This window comes from Pseudomonas sp. GM55 (assembly GCF_000282395.1).
Lineage (GTDB): Bacteria > Pseudomonadota > Gammaproteobacteria > Pseudomonadales > Pseudomonadaceae > Aquipseudomonas > Aquipseudomonas fluorescens_CC.
Genome location: NZ_AKJJ01000053.1, coordinates 101,564 through 115,755, shown reverse-complemented (window position 1 = coordinate 115,755; position 14,192 = coordinate 101,564). Strand labels below are relative to the sequence as shown.

Here is a 14,192-nt window from a genome sequence, read left to right as displayed (position 1 = left end):
CTCAAGGCTTGGTCGACCCTTCTTGATCGAGCTGCGTTTCAGACTCTTTTTTCCATTTCGTGCCAGCAATGTATGTTTTATTAATTTTCTCCCAGATGGCGTCATCACAAAGTAAGTCTGCAACTTCTATTCTTGAGTTGGCGGGACTCTCACTTCTTGGATCATGTTCAATTGGAGAGGAGGCGTCATTACAGGAAAGAAGTCCGCTAACCAAATTTTTTGTATTGGCTGTTGCCTGTAACAGTCCCAAAAGTAAAGGGCATGTCGCTACTAGATAGGTCAGTGGAAGTTCTGTGTGAGCCTCTTTAATGGATTTGAATTTATCAATAAAAACTTTAGCAGAGGTGAGTGGATTGGTGCGGTCCAGAGCGGAACCGCCTGTAGAGTTGCTGGCGCCGCTACTCAAGTGGTAGTCCTGTTCCTCTATGTAGAACGCATTGATTACGCACAGGGCGAACAACTCCATGAGGCTGGCGGCACCTACCCCATCTTGAGCAACCTTGGGCCTGTTGGCATCACACACTTTCTCCAAGCTAAAGTAGAGGCGCGTCCAGACCTTGCCGATTAGCACAGCAGACGGATTCAGCTTTGTGCGAAGACTCGCTGTGTCGTGAAGCCATTGTTCGACAGCGCGTTCGAGCGTGGCGAGTTTTGCCGCATCGTCGGTTGCATCCTGCTCGCTGTCTTCCTCTTCGACAGTGTCATTTTCCCATTGTGGACGGGAAACACTAAGCGGTGGATAGGGTTTAGGTAAGACGCTGAGCACGGGATATTGTTTTGTATGATCTGGTTCAAGTGCGAGCAAGCGGGCCATCAGACCTAAGATGTTGTAGATCGAGGCATACGTCCGTGAGGCGGTGCCTGATACGTCGACAAGGCTCAGTGCAAAAGCTGGGAGATCTTTACTGCTTTTGAGGACGCTGAGGGCTGTCTTATAGTTAGACTCGCTTTCCTTGGGGGCCTGATCTGGTTTGCCCTTGTTGAGCCCGATAATTCCGGAATAGACCACCGCGCGGTTTGGGTTAGCACCGTATGGTGCGGAGAAAATTGTTACAGCATGACGTGCCCAGTTGAGAGCATCTTCTTTACGCCCAATACCCATGTATTGCTCGAATTGCTGGCGTAGTGTCTGGGCGTCATCCCCGGTTCGGAGATCTTTACCCTTACGCCGTAGTACTTGGCCATACAGGGCTACACTGCCGGGAGCGGCTAGCATGTAGTCGATGAGAGCTGCAGGCTTTTCTGCGCAAAGTCGAGTGACATCTGCGGAAAGGGCCGCGAAGCTGTTTTTGAGGTCTGCATTGCTGGGTTGGGGGCGCAGGTAAGCGGCGGTGTCAAAGTCGCCGTCACGCACTGCAAGGTCGAATACGGCTTTGGTCAGCGCGGGTAGTTCGTGAGCAGCGATTGCGTCTACATCCACGCCGAATTTGTATAGGCTGCCCAATGCAAGAGCTCGAAGGCTTTCGCTTAGAGCTTCGGATAGTTCTTTATTCCATGCATAGGATTGATCATTTGAGTTGTCCTTTGCGAGGAAGGGCACGCACCGGCACAGTACCTGAAGTATTGAGCGCAACGGTTGTTTTAGAAGGAATTCGCGATACAGTTCTAGGTCACGGGGAGTTTTGATTCGAAGTCCTTGCCGGACCAATTCGTCCACCACTGTTGCGGGTTTTCTTGGGGTTTGCTCGCCCCATTTGTTGTAACTCAGTTTGTAAAGTTCTGAATCGCTTTTTAGCAGGTTCCATAATGGGCGCAACTGAAGGCGCCGTTGCATGGGAAAGAGTTTGAGCAGGTATTGGTCTTCCAAATGGTCGACCATTTTGTTGCGTTGATCTTTGCGTTCCGGCGTCTGATCATGCTTAGCCTCTCCGAGGCTGTCATAGAAATGATCGCGGACCATCAGGGAGTATAGCTCGATATCACCGGTAACTAAGATCACGAGGCGAGGGGTATCAAGGTATTTGCGAATGCATTCTAGGACATTGCGCGCGTGCTGGGCATTGGTGTCTGCATCGTCAAAGGCGAGAATCAACGCATCGACACCCAGCGAGTCGCAAGTAATATCGAACAGCGCATGCAAATTTTTACGAAGGTCCGCACTGTGTCCGGCGCGCTCAAGACCCCATTCAAAAAACAACTCAGCATCTAGGTCTTGGAGCTGATCGTGACTCTTTGTGAAGAGGCTCAGACCACCAGCAAGCTTCTTGAAACCCTCCCGAAAACTCTTATTTACTCGCTCCCCTTCTAGCGTGGAGGCCCTTCTTGAGAGTGCGAGCATCTGTGTTTTTAGAGCTTTGAGTATGCTCAGGAGGATAATTTCACTACGCTCGATGCGACTGGGGTCGATGTACGCTAGAGACTCAACTGTGTGCGCTTTAAGATCCTTTGGCAGGGCATGATAAGCACTTTGGAGGAAGGTGGATTTTCCGGCGCCGCGAGTGCCATCAATGAAGTAGACCAAACCACTGCCATAGGGGTAGTTCTTGGTGGGCCCGGTTTGCCCCTCTCGCTTGGAGTCTTGCTCAGCCTTGGCGAGGTCTGCGGTAATACTGTTTTTTAGACTCATATAACATGCATGCTGAACAAGCTGCTGCACATCGACGTTTGCGTTGTTGTCGCTGCAATCGAGATCGATAATGATGGTCTTACGGCTTTCTGTTTGTTCAGTCATGAGAGTCTCAAGGAAAAAATGGTGCCTTCATCATCGATATCAGACCATATGACTGATACAAACTCCATACGATAAGGTCCTCCAAGACGCTCTCCTCACTGAATCGCCCTGGATTCCCTAGACACCCTGCGAGCTCATTGCATTACGCTTTTCAAACTCTACCGGTGACAACTGATTGTTGAAGCCATGACGGCGTTTCGGGTTATAGAACATCTCGATGTAATCGAACACATCCCCCGTGCATCCTGTCGCGTGGCTTTGCAGCCCTGCTTGGATAGGTCTGCGTGGCCCCGAGATACTGAGGGTATACGCCTACTCTGTTGCTCCGCGTTTTGCCTTCAGCCCATTACCTTGAACAACACCGACACCAGCCCACTCAATTTCAGATGTTTGATTGCAAGATGCCATCCTTGCGCTTCAATTGACCTTAGTGTCATCCCGGCACACGGACTCCCTGACGGGAAAGGAAATCTGAATGTCTTCCCTGCAAGCTGAGATGCTAATTGAGCAAAAGGTCGCCAATGCTCAAAGATCAACAGGCGTGGCTTATCTGCTGTGGTTTTTCCTGGGAGGCTTCGGTGCCCACCGGTTCTATCTCGGTAAGACCGGAACTGCGGCTGCACAATTGATTATCACGATCGTTGGGCTTTTTACTCTGATCCCTCTTATCGTCACAGGCATCTGGCTGCTAGTGGACCTCTTTTTGATTCCTGGCATTATTCGTGAGCATTCTGAAAAAGTTCGACATGATGCCCGCCTCGAAGTGGCTCTAATGCAGGAAAAATAAAGTTCGTTACCCGATTCGAGTCAATCTTGGAGGTCGTTGAGTACACACGATTGATGAGGTTCTGCGCCGCCGGATCAACCCCGAAAATGATTCAGACTCTGTCAGCTCTTGCTGGTAACGAATCGATTTGAGTACCGGCAATCTCAGCTTCAACCAGTCTGGCCATCATCGTTGCTTGGCAGCTCAAATTGCTGTTCTACGTTGAGGGCTGGCTTGTCGAGGGGCTCATGTAGATTCTCGAGGCAAAGAAACCCGCACGATTTGAGCTTGCTGACTGGGTCAACCTAGGCTTGGCGGGTGTATTAGGGCTGCATTTTAAGTCGCTGGAGCAGGTCGTCAACGTCACGCTGAAGTGAAATTGTAACGGGTAGGTGTGTAGCCAGATTTTGGTGCAGGTGAGGGGTAAGACGGTGTCGATGGAGGCTGTTAGTAGTAGCTGGATTTCTGGATGCCAGAAACAACAAAGGCCCGCATTTCTGCGAGCCTTCGTTTTGTATGGTGCCGGCACCAGGAATCGAACCCGGGACCTACTGATTACAAGTCAGTTGCTCTACCATCTGAGCTATACCGGCGTGTCAGGGCGACGATTATAGCGATTGGCTGGCTTCTGTAAACCCCTGAATTTTGACTATTTTTGCGCAGGCTTCAGGTCAGGCGCGCAGCAGGGTTTTCTTGAGTTTCTGAATGGCTTTCCAGGCTCGACTGTTTTGCATTGCGCGCAGCTGGGCTTCGGCCTGTTCGGCGCGTTGCAGGGCGGCGGCGAGTTGGTGTTCGGCGTCGCCGACGGGGTGGCTGAAGTTGTGGCCTTTGCAGAACTGGAACTCGTCCAGGTTGCACGGCGGGATGTCGAAGGCGGGTTTGAGGTTCAGATGTTCTTCGGCGAGGTAGTAGGTGTTGATGCCGTCGAACAGGATGGACTGGTAGCCGGCGCCGGTGACGAGGGTTTCCCAGGTCTGGTCGCGCTCCCACGGGGTTTCGATGAGGATCACCCATGGTCGCCACCGGGTGAAGTCCATGCCGCGCAGGACGGTCTCTTCGTGGCCTTCGACGTCGATCTTCAGGAAGTGAATGTCACGGCCCCGGGCGTGTTCTTCGCAGATGGAAGTCAGGGTGCGGGACTGGACGGTCTGGCTGCGCACGTCCATGCCGGCGTCTTTGTGCATCTGCGCCATGGCAGGGTCAGCGGTCGAGAGGCCGGTGCCGGCGATGCCGTAGAAGGTCAGGCTGTCGGCACTTTCGCCGGCCACGCACTGCAGGTTGGTGTCTTTGGGGCGTTGCTGGCACAGGGCTTGGTAGTAGTTGGGCATCGGTTCGACGTTGATGCCGGTCCAGCCATGGTCATAGAACGCCTTGGTGACCGAGTCATGGGTGGGATCGTTTGCCCCGACGTCGATGTAGAAGCCGTTCTCGACGGTTTTCAGGGCGCGCCACAGGCGTATGTCTTCGAAGTTCTGTGCGTAGGAAATGAACGTCACTGGCGCATCCTGTCGGAAGAATGTTCTTGTTCGTGGCCGCGCTGCTGGCGCCCTTGCGTGTGTGTATAACAAGAGTCATGAAAGGGTGCAAACCCCCCTGTCCGCGGTCCGGGATTAGGCGTTTATGTCGTTTTCATTAAATGCTTATGCACAATGCCGTTAGAAGCGCACTGGGTTTAGGTCGAATTTGTGGATCCGTTCTCATTTGTCTGCAAATGCCTGTTTTTTCGATTTTTTATACGTGTGTACAAAAAGTGAACAGTATGGTTTTTGCTCTGAAACTGGCATGGATCTTGGATCCACGATAATTTCATCAACAGAGTTATCCACAGGCTGGGCGTGTTTAAGCGCGTTCGGCCAGGAGCAGAAAATTACGCGGCGTGAGCGGGGTTTTGCAGAAGGTGCCGACGCGGACGCTGTAGCCCTGTTCGGCGAGGAAAAGTGCTCGGTCAAGGACCAGCCAAAGCTCCAGCGGACGTCGGAAAAGTCCGCGTAGTAGCTCAAGGTTGCGCATCTCGGCCAGTCGCTGCCAACCGGCAGCTTCGAAGGCTGGCCAATCTTGCGGGCCGATTGTGGATAACTCTTTGAGTGCGGCCAGGTGATGGCAGTAATCGGCGAAGCGTTTGTCCAGCCAGGCGCTGGGCAGGGAAGGGGTTGGCAGATACTCGTCAACGCCGCGCAGTTGCCGTTGCAGCAGGTCGAAGCCCAGGCGCCGGGCCATGGAGGTGTCGCGTTGACGGCGCACGCGGGCTCCGGCGGTAACGGTTTCGCTCATGGGCAACGCGAGATCGTCGAGGGAAAGCTGTAAGCCGGAGCCTTGGGCGGCCGAGGAAATCGGTGAGTATTCGGCAAGACTGATCCGGTTGTAGCAGCACGGCGCAATGGCGAGTTGTTTGCAGCCTTTCGCACTGGCGAGTTGTATCAGCCGCACATGCAAATCACCGCAGGCGTGAAGTGCGACGGGCGTGTGATGCGCACTCAGTAAAGAAGCTGCGTTTGCCGCGAGCACGTCCTGTTCTATATGCAGCGCGTGCAGGTGATGACGTTGGCTGAGTGCCTGGCCGCTGGTTACCAGGGCCGGGTCGTATTCCAGGCATGTCAGTTGCTGCCCCGTTTGCAGCAGGCGGCGCCCGAGATGGCCCTTGCCCGAGCACCAGTCCAGCCAATGCTGCGGTGCCTCGGAAAACTGCAACCGACTGGCGAACGCTTCGATCTGTTGCCATTTGCGCCCCGGTACATCGACGTTCAATCGATGTCCTGCCGCTTCGAGCGTGCGTGCAGGCAACTCGTCCACTGCACTCAAAGCAACGGACATCGTTGCCAGCGATGCAAAGGGTTCGGGTGCGTGCAGAAGAGCCGGCTGGTTGTGAGCGTTTTCGGCGTCGTCCAGTGTTCGCCCGCGTAGCCATGCGGCTAACTCCGGGTAGGAGGCTTCCCAAGGTAGTTGCAGATAAGTGAACGGACGAGGTTTCCACAACGCCTGATGCTTTGTGAGAAAAGCATCCAGCGCAGTGAAGCGGGCGAGTAGCGCATCGCCCGTCAACACGCAGCTATCAACGCCCTTGGCAGGCATCGACGCGCAACCAGCGCTCCAGCAACTTGAAGCCACGCACCAGCACATAGGCCATCACCAGGTAGAACATGCCCGCGGCGAAGAAGATCTCCACCGGCAGGTAGGTCCGGGCAATGATGGTGCGGGCCATGCCGGTCAGTTCCAGCAAGGTCACGGTGCTGGCCAGGGCACTGGCCTTGAGCATCAGGATCACTTCGTTGCTGTAGGCCGGCAGGCCGATGCGCGCGGCGCGCGGCAGCATGATGTAGAACAGCGCCTTGGGTTTGGACATGCCCAGCGCCCGTGCCGCTTCGATCTCGCCCGGTGGAATCGCCTGAATGGCGCCGCGCAGGATTTCCGCAATGTAGGCCGCAGTGTGCAGGGTCATGGTTGCCGTGGCGCACCAGAACGGATCGCGCAGGTACGGCCACATCGAGCTGTTACGGATCACGTCGAACTGCGCCAGGCCGTAGTAGACCAGGAACAGTTGAACCAGCAGCGGCGTGCCCCGGAAAAAGAAGATGTAGCCGTAGGGAAATGCCCGCACCCACCACAGGCGCGACGAACGGGCGATGCCCAGCGGAATGGCCAGCAGCAAACCGGCGATCACGGCGATGGCCACCAGCTCCAGGGTCAGGGTCGCGCCTTGGGCCAGCTTCGGCAGCCACTTGATGATGACTTCCCAGTTCATTGGGCGCTCCTCGCGAAGCCGCGAGCGGCGCGCTTTTCCATGAAGTGCATGCCGGTCATGGCAAGAATCGTCAGGCCCAGGTACATGAACGCGGCCACCATATAGAAGGTGAACGGCTGTTTGGAGACGGTCACGCCGATTTGGGCGTGACGCATGATTTCTTCCAGGCCGATCACCGACACCAGCGCAGTGTCTTTCATCAGGATCATGAACAGGTTGCCCAGGCCGGGCAGGGCGATACGCCACATCTGCGGCATGATCAGCCGGGTGAAGATGCGCAATTTGGACAGGCCCAACGCCACGCCTGCTTCACGGTGACCTTTGGGGATGGCGAGGATCGCCCCCCGAAACACTTCCGTGGCGTAGGCGCCGAAGCACAGTCCCAGCGCAATCACGCCGGCGGCAAAGGCATTGAGTTCAAGGTCGGGGTTGCCGAAGAACTCGCCCAGGGCACGCATCAGGTTGACCGTGCCGAAGTAGATCAACAGCACCCAGAGCAATTCCGGGATGCCGCGAACCAGGGTCGAATAGGTGCCGCCAAGCCATTGCAGCGGCTTGTACGGGGAAGTCTTGGCCAAGGCGCCGAACAGACCGAGCACCAGCCCCAGGCACAGGGCCGAGAGCGCCAGTTTCACAGTCATCAGCGCGCCAGCGGCGAGCGCCGGGCCGAATCCGTAGAGGTCGATAATCATGGATTTCTTTTCAAATCGCGGCAGGCAAGGCCGGGGACCGGCGCCGTCACAAGGCGGCGTCGGTCCGGCAGGTCAGAATCAATAGATGCTGAACGGGAAGTACTTGTCGTTGATTTTCTTGTAGGTGCCGTCAGCGACGATTTCTTTGAGCGCGGCGTTCAGCTTCTCGCGGATCGGGTCCTTTTTGCGCACGGCAATACCGATCTTGTCGCTTTCCTCCACCGGATCGCCCTTGAACTCGTAGCCACGGCCAGCGTCGCTTTTCAGCCACTCGTAGTTGACGTACTTGTCGGCCAGGATGCCGTCCAGACGACCGGAAGTCAGGTCGAGGTAAGCGTTTTCCTGGGTGTCATAGAGTTTGGTTTCAACGCCCGGCATGTTGTCTTCGAGCCAGGTGCCGGCCAGGGTCGCGCGCTGAGCGCCGATCACTTTGCCCTTCAGCGCATCCTTGTCGGTCTTGAAGTCGACGTCTTTCTTGGCGATGAACTGCAGCTTGTTGGAGTAGTACGGGTCGGTGAAGTCCACCGCTTGCTTGCGCTCGTCGGTGATCGACATCGAGGAGATCAGGAAGTCGAACTTCTTGGCGTTCAGGGCCGGGATGATGCCGTCCCAGTCGGAAGTGACCACGGTGCACTCGACTTTCATCTTGGCGCACAGGGCGTCGCCGATCTCTTTGTCGAAGCCGACGACATTGCCACTGGCATCTTTATTGTTGAACGGCGGGTAGGCCGCTTCGATGCCCATCTTCAGGGTTTCGGCCATGGCACCGGCGCTGAACGCCAGGGTGACGGCGGCAGCCAGGAAGACCTTTTTGTACTTCTGCATGTGGATAGCTCCGTTAGCGGTTGCTGGACATGAATTGTTTGCAGCGTGCCGAAAGCGGGTTTTCAAACACCTGCTGTGGCGATCCTTGCTCTTCCACCAGGCCCTGGTGGAGAAACACCACTTCGCTGGAGACCTGGCGGGCGAAGCCCATCTCGTGGGTCACGAGCAGCATGGTGCGGCCTTCTTCGGCCAGTGCGCGGATGACATTAAGTACTTCCTGGACCATTTCCGGGTCAAGCGCGGAAGTCGGCTCGTCGAACAGGATGACTTTGGGCTGCATGGCCAGGGTGCGGGCAATCGCCGCCCGTTGTTGCTGGCCACCGGACAGTTGCGCGGGGTAGGCATGGCGCTTGTCGGCGATACCGACCTTGGCCAGCAGGGCTTCGGCAACTTCAATGGCTTCGGCCTTGCTCTGGCCGAGCACGCGGCGCGGGGCTTCGATGATGTTGTCGAGCACGCTCATGTGCGGCCACAGGTTAAAGTTTTGAAACACAAAACCGATTTCGCTGCGCAGGCGATTGATCTGTTTGCCGTCGGCGGCCACCAGTTCGCCGTTCTTCGCGGCCTTGAGCTTGAGTTCTTCGCCGGCGACCAGGATCTGGCCCTGGTGCGGGTTTTCCAGCAGGTTGATGCAACGCAGGAACGTGGACTTGCCGGAGCCGGAAGAACCCAGGATCGAGATCACATCGCCGTCGCGGGCGGTCAGCGAGATGCCCTTGAGCACCTCCAGCGAACCGTAGCGTTTGTGCAAGTTGCGGATTTCAAGCGCGGGCGTGGCCTCAGCCATGTGCGTTCCTCATATATGTTGCGCTCCTGCTGTTGGCGGCCTTCCTGACGAGGCGGCCAACCTAGCATAGCGTTTCAATGGCAGCCAACAGCGCTACGGACGGTAAACGGCTGGCGTGTGGCAGGTTGTCGCATCGGCGCAGCAGACTGTCGCCCCATCAACAACCGAACAGCCGTTTGAACCTTGCCTGTCGATAAAAAGCGCGGTGGCTGTCGCAAAAAAGGGCGCGATGTTGCCAGCTTTGGCGGGGGGTTGGAAGCGCTATCCGGCCGAACGTGGCAGATCTGCACTTTTATCGTGCGCCGTGTCGTTTTTAGATGTGTTTCCGGTGCGCAATTTCGTTCTCAAAGTGGGTCGCAGGGTAACGTTCTGGCAAAGTGCCATTGATTTCAATGGCTTGCGATGACTGCCAGGTCCGGTCGAAATCGCCGGGGTAGACGCTTTTGAAACATTTTGGCGCAATTATTGCGTGCAGATTCCGGAACACCCCGTTGGTTTCTTTTTACAAGAAGGGCATCCAAACGGGATGCACGCATTCGCTTTTCCTTACAAAGGTAGTTTCAATGAGCAGTACCCAAAGCTCTAACGGCCTCGAACAGGGGCTCAAACCGCGTCACGTGACCATGCTGTCGATTGCCGGGGTTATCGGTGCCGGCCTGTTCGTCGGCTCGGGTCACGCCATCGCGGCCGCAGGCCCGGCCGTGCTGTTGGCCTACGCTGCCGCCGGCATGCTGGTGGTGTTGGTGATGCGCATGCTCGGTGAAATGGCGATTGCATCGCCGGACACCGGCTCGTTCTCGACTTATGCCGATCGCGCGATCGGTCACTGGGCCGGTTTCACCATCGGCTGGCTCTACTGGTGGTTCTGGGTCCTGGTGATCCCGTTGGAAGCCAACGCCGCCGCGACCATCCTGCATGCCTGGTTCCCTGGCGTGGACATCTGGGCCTTCGCCCTGGTCATCACCATGCTGTTGACCGTGACCAACCTGTTCAGCGTGAAGAACTACGGTGAATTCGAGTTCTGGTTTGCCCTGATCAAAGTGTTGGCCATCATCGGTTTCATTGTTCTGGGCCTCATGGCGATCTTCGGCTTCCTGCCGGGCAGCCAGGTCAGCGGCGTTTCCCATCTGTTCGACACCCAGGGCTTCCTGCCAAACGGCATGGGCGCGGTGTTGGGTGCGATCCTGACCACCATGTTCTCCTTCATGGGCACCGAGATCGTGACCATCGCGGCCGCGGAATCGAAGAACCCTGGCAAGCAAATCTCCAAGGCCACCAACTCGGTGATCTGGCGGATCGGCTTGTTCTACCTCGTATCGATCTTCATCGTCGTGGCCCTGGTGCCTTGGAACGACCCGGTACTGGCAAGCCTGGGTTCCTACCAGACTGTGCTTGAGCGCATGGGCATCCCTAACGCCAAGATGATCGTCGATATCGTGGTACTGGTCGCCGTGACCAGTTGCCTGAACTCGGCGCTCTACACCTCGTCGCGGATGCTGTTCTCCCTGGGCAAGCGCGGCGATGCGCCGGCCATGTCCACCCGCACCAACAAAAGTGGCACGCCATACTGGGCGGTGATGCTGTCCACTGGTGCAGCGTTCCTGGCAACCTTCGCCAACTACGTGGCCCCGGCGGCGGTGTTCGAGTTCCTGCTGGCCAGCTCCGGCGCCATCGCGCTGCTGGTGTACCTGGTGATCGCGATTTCGCAACTGCGCATGCGCAAACAGCGCATGGCTCGCGGCGAGAAAATCGTCTTCAGCATGTGGCTGTTCCCGGGCCTGACCTACGCGGTGATCGCATTCATCGTTGGTGCCCTGACCATCATGCTGTTCCAGGAAGCCCATCGTGTGGAAATCCTCGCGACCGGTTTGCTCAGCGTGTTGGTGGTGGCTGCTGGATTGCTGGTGGCTCGCCGTCGCAAGCTGGAAAAAAGTGGCGCGGTGGTGTTGAACTGATCCATACCGCGTAACGCAAAACGGCCGCTGTCAGTGATGACAAGCGGCCGTTTTGGTTTCTGGGGCAGACTTACTCGGGATTAACCCAGTCTTCAACGCGCAATCCCGGGACCCGATCAAACTCCCTGACGTTGTTCGTCACCACAATGAAGCCGCGGGAACGCGCGTGCCCGGCAATCATTTGGTCGTACGGCCCTATAGGTGTTCCTGCCTTCGCCAACTCCGACCGAATCATCCCGGTATGCGCGGCAGCATCATTATCGAAAGGCAAGACTTCAAGACGGGCTGCAAATCCCTCAATGATCGCCAGGTTTTTCTCGGGATCTGCGGATTTTTCAGCTCCGTAGATCAGCTCCATCAACGTGACAGCACTGATGCACAATTGATCGTGATGGCGATTGAAGGCCTCGCGTACGACGGGTGGTTTGTTCTTGATGGTGAAAATGCAGATGTTGGTGTCGAGCATGAATTTAATCATCAGAACGCTTCACGTTCCTGATCGGCGGGTTGTTCGCGATCATTCATGAAGTCTGAAGTGATGCTGTCTCCATCGAACCAACTGTCCCAGCTTTCTCCAGCGGGCGTGATGATGCGCGCCCTGCCAATGGCGATAACATCCACCCGCTTGACGTCGCCAGGCATCGCAACGGCCTTTGGAAGGCGAACAGCCTGACTCCTGTTGCTCATGAAAAGGGTGGTCTGCTCCATATTTAGCCTCCTGGATCATTATGAGTACTGAGACAGGATAGATTCCAGGTGGGATATGTCAATGGGATATACGTTTCAGCGGATGTGCGTCGTCTTACACGTAATAAATAAAACGGCCGCTGTCAGTGATGACAAGCGGCCGTTTTTGTTTGAGTCGTAACCTTTACTCGGCTTTTTCTTCCGGCGCTTCCAGCGACTCGCGGTAGACATCCAGTGCAGCGCCGAAATCGGCAATGAACTGCGGCTCGCTCAGCCATGCCTGGGCGGCGTCGCGGTCCATGCCGTCGGCCCACATGCGGTAGTCGATCAGCATATCGGCGGCCAGGTGGGTGGCGGCCATGCCTTCGTCGTCGGCGTTTTCCATGTCCAGCAGTTCTGGATGGTCGATGATGATGAAGGCGAGATTCGTCAGCAGCACCGAGAGCATTTCGCTGCGGCTGATGGCTTCCGCGTCACGCATTTTGCTGAACATCGCCAGGGTGTATTCCGGGATCGGCTCCGGGAGATCCAGGTCGCTGTCCAGTGCCAGGGATTTACGGCCGACCATGCGGATTTGCTTGGCTTTGGCTTTTGCGCGCTTGGCGCGTTTCTGTTGCTTGTTCAGGGAGGCCATGGGAACTCAGTTCGGTTTCTGTTGGGTTTGCGCGGCAATGGCGTCGGACGCCGCCACGTAGTCAGCCTGGAAGGCCGGTGATTCGATCCACGCCAGTGCGCCGGCCTCGTCGGTTTCAGTGGACCATTGGCGATACTCGATCAGCGCGGCAAGGATGAAGTCCATCGCGCCTTCTTCACCTTCCTGCTCGTACACCAGTTCCAGCAGCGGGTCTTCGAGGAAGGCCGTGCACATGGCTTGCTGGCTGATCTTTTCGGCGTCGATCATTTTCTTGAACAGTTCGGTCAGGTCCACCGATTCGAAGTCGATGCGATCATCGTTCGGGTCCAGTTCGACCGGCGCGGCAGCCCGCTGGGTGCGGTTCTGCTTGGCCTTGGCCTTGGCGCGGGAAGCGCGTTTGTGCTGCTTGTTGGCGGAGGCCATGGGTGTTGTTCCGTAATTCGTTGAAAGGGGCGGGTGGCTCAGCTGCGTGGCACCGTTCGCCCGGGTGTACCGGGGGGCAGTTCGCCGTTTTGCAACCAGGACAATGCAATGGGCCATAGTGTGGCTTGGTATGCGCTGCGAAAAAAGGCGAAATGCCCAACTTCTTTTTCGCCGATGTCTTCGGGGGCTATGCGCAGGTGGGTGTTTGTGCTGCCGGTGAAATAGGCGAGCAGGCGTTCGATCGCCGGGATCGTGCCATAGGGATCGTCGCTGATGCTGATGGCCAGGGCTTTTGCGGTGACGGCGGCGAAGTTTCTGACATGGATGTCCTGGCCGCTGGGGCGCTGCTCGTAGCGAGCGGTGGGCGTGCTCCAGTCGCGGACTACACCGGCAGGTGTGTCTTCCAGCCAGCCGAGCCGTTTGCCGGGGAAGTAGCCGCACAGCATCGTCACCAGCGGCATCACCACATGCCACTTGCCGAACATCCGCCAGCGATGAGCGGGCGCATAGTCGCGCCAGTAAGCGAATTGTGCGCCGACCGTCACCAAGTGCCGGATGAGTTGTCCGGAGGCTCCCAGGCCCGCTGCACAGCCGCCAAAGCTGTGGCCGACCACATTGATCGGTTGCCCGGGGAATTCGCGCTGAGCGCGCTTGAGCATCGCCTCGAAATCCAGCGCACCCCAATCGGACCACGAGGCCTGAAGTCCCTTGAGCGATCCTGGCCGCGATTCGCCGATGCCGCGGTAGTCATAGGTGATGACATCGAAGCCGTGGGCGAACAGGTAGTCGGCAAAGCGCGAGTAATGGCGACAACGGACCGAGGTGGCGGCGTTGATGATAACGACCGGACGAGCGGCGTCCTGAGAAGGGTGCCGCCAGGTGAAGCCGCCGAGGATGAAACCGTCCGGGGCGGTTTCCTTGAACGGTTTGCCGGGCGTGGTAGTCGGCCGTGACAACTCGATGTGATTGGGGGCCAGTGAAGGCGTGTCCTGCAAATTCATTGGCGTCAGTCC

The 14,192-nt window shown here is 57.0% G+C and carries 15 protein-coding genes, 1 tRNA gene and 1 pseudogene; 3 read left to right on the top strand and 14 right to left on the bottom strand.

The window, feature by feature from the left end; translation table 11 throughout:
• Position 1 precedes the first annotated feature (1 nt).
• On the bottom strand, positions 2 to 2,671 hold the full coding sequence (locus PMI31_RS15390; protein ID WP_008019015.1) for a hypothetical protein: 2,670 nt from the start codon (positions 2,669 to 2,671) through the stop codon (positions 2 to 4).
• 117 nt (positions 2,672 to 2,788) lie between these two features.
• Positions 2,789 to 2,905, bottom strand: a pseudogene (locus PMI31_RS29450) (IS3 family transposase); the annotation flags it as partial.
• A gap of 241 nt (positions 2,906 to 3,146) precedes the next feature.
• Between PMI31_RS29450 and PMI31_RS15385 the strand changes: the two are divergent.
• On the top strand, positions 3,147 to 3,458 hold the full coding sequence (locus tag PMI31_RS15385; protein WP_008019014.1) for a TM2 domain-containing protein: 312 nt from the start codon (positions 3,147 to 3,149) through the stop codon (positions 3,456 to 3,458).
• Between the two features lie 496 nt (positions 3,459 to 3,954).
• Here the strand turns inward: PMI31_RS15385 and PMI31_RS15380 are convergent.
• The 7 genes from PMI31_RS15380 to PMI31_RS15350 all read right to left on the bottom strand — a co-directional run bounded on the left by PMI31_RS15380 (position 3,955) and on the right by PMI31_RS15350 (position 9,480).
• Positions 3,955 to 4,030 (bottom strand) — tRNA-Thr (locus PMI31_RS15380).
• 78 nt (positions 4,031 to 4,108) lie between these two features.
• The gene (locus PMI31_RS15375; RefSeq protein WP_008019013.1) at positions 4,109 to 4,933 is read right to left on the bottom strand and encodes an FkbM family methyltransferase; all 825 of its coding nucleotides are present in this window, start codon (positions 4,931 to 4,933) and stop codon (positions 4,109 to 4,111) included.
• Positions 4,934 to 5,276: 343 nt separating this feature from the next.
• A complete protein-coding gene (locus tag PMI31_RS15370; RefSeq protein ID WP_008019011.1) occupies positions 5,277 to 6,506 on the bottom strand; it encodes a methyltransferase in 1,230 nt (409 codons plus the stop codon).
• A complete protein-coding gene (locus PMI31_RS15365) occupies positions 6,487 to 7,176 on the bottom strand; it encodes an ABC transporter permease (RefSeq protein ID WP_008019010.1) in 690 nt (229 codons plus the stop codon). The genes PMI31_RS15370 and PMI31_RS15365 overlap by 20 nt, the downstream gene beginning before the upstream one ends.
• Positions 7,173 to 7,868, bottom strand: coding sequence for an ABC transporter permease (locus PMI31_RS15360; protein WP_008019008.1), 696 nt, complete (start codon positions 7,866 to 7,868; stop codon positions 7,173 to 7,175). Before PMI31_RS15360 ends, PMI31_RS15365 begins: the two co-directional genes overlap by 4 nt.
• Positions 7,869 to 7,946: 78 nt before the next feature.
• Positions 7,947 to 8,693 carry an ABC transporter substrate-binding protein gene (locus PMI31_RS15355; protein ID WP_008019007.1) on the bottom strand — a complete coding sequence of 249 codons (747 nt, stop codon included), beginning with the start codon at positions 8,691 to 8,693 and terminating at the stop codon, positions 7,947 to 7,949.
• Positions 8,694 to 8,706: 13 nt separating this feature from the next.
• Positions 8,707 to 9,480 carry an ABC transporter ATP-binding protein gene (locus PMI31_RS15350; RefSeq protein ID WP_007972784.1) on the bottom strand — a complete coding sequence of 258 codons (774 nt, stop codon included), beginning with the start codon at positions 9,478 to 9,480 and terminating at the stop codon, positions 8,707 to 8,709.
• A gap of 115 nt (positions 9,481 to 9,595) precedes the next feature.
• Between PMI31_RS15350 and PMI31_RS30785 the strand changes: the two genes are divergently transcribed.
• Both PMI31_RS30785 and gabP read left to right on the top strand, forming a co-directional pair.
• Complete coding sequence (locus PMI31_RS30785) at positions 9,596 to 9,886, top strand: hypothetical protein (protein ID WP_157213280.1); 291 nt, start codon at positions 9,596 to 9,598, stop codon at positions 9,884 to 9,886.
• A gap of 157 nt (positions 9,887 to 10,043) precedes the next feature.
• Positions 10,044 to 11,435 (top strand): GABA permease, encoded by a 1,392-nt coding sequence (gene gabP, locus PMI31_RS15345; RefSeq protein WP_008019005.1) that lies wholly within the window; start codon positions 10,044 to 10,046, stop codon positions 11,433 to 11,435.
• A gap of 70 nt (positions 11,436 to 11,505) precedes the next feature.
• Here gabP and vapC read toward each other — a convergent pair whose 3' ends face one another.
• The 5 genes from vapC to PMI31_RS15320 all read right to left on the bottom strand — a co-directional run bounded on the left by vapC (position 11,506) and on the right by PMI31_RS15320 (position 14,180).
• Positions 11,506 to 11,913 (bottom strand): type II toxin-antitoxin system tRNA(fMet)-specific endonuclease VapC, encoded by a 408-nt coding sequence (vapC, locus tag PMI31_RS15340; RefSeq protein ID WP_008019004.1) that lies wholly within the window; start codon positions 11,911 to 11,913, stop codon positions 11,506 to 11,508.
• Complete coding sequence (gene vapB / locus PMI31_RS15335) at positions 11,913 to 12,143, bottom strand: type II toxin-antitoxin system VapB family antitoxin (protein ID WP_008019002.1); 231 nt, start codon at positions 12,141 to 12,143, stop codon at positions 11,913 to 11,915. Before vapB ends, vapC begins: the two co-directional genes overlap by 1 nt.
• Before the next feature lie 163 nt (positions 12,144 to 12,306).
• Positions 12,307 to 12,756, bottom strand: a complete 450-nt coding sequence (locus PMI31_RS15330; RefSeq protein ID WP_008019000.1) for a hypothetical protein — start codon at positions 12,754 to 12,756, stop codon at positions 12,307 to 12,309.
• A gap of 6 nt (positions 12,757 to 12,762) precedes the next feature.
• A complete protein-coding gene (locus PMI31_RS15325; protein WP_008018998.1) occupies positions 12,763 to 13,179 on the bottom strand; it encodes a hypothetical protein in 417 nt (138 codons plus the stop codon).
• A 38-nt stretch (positions 13,180 to 13,217) separates the two neighbouring features.
• Positions 13,218 to 14,180, bottom strand: a complete 963-nt coding sequence (locus PMI31_RS15320) for an alpha/beta hydrolase family protein (RefSeq protein ID WP_008018996.1) — start codon at positions 14,178 to 14,180, stop codon at positions 13,218 to 13,220.
• Positions 14,181 to 14,192 lie beyond the last annotated feature (12 nt).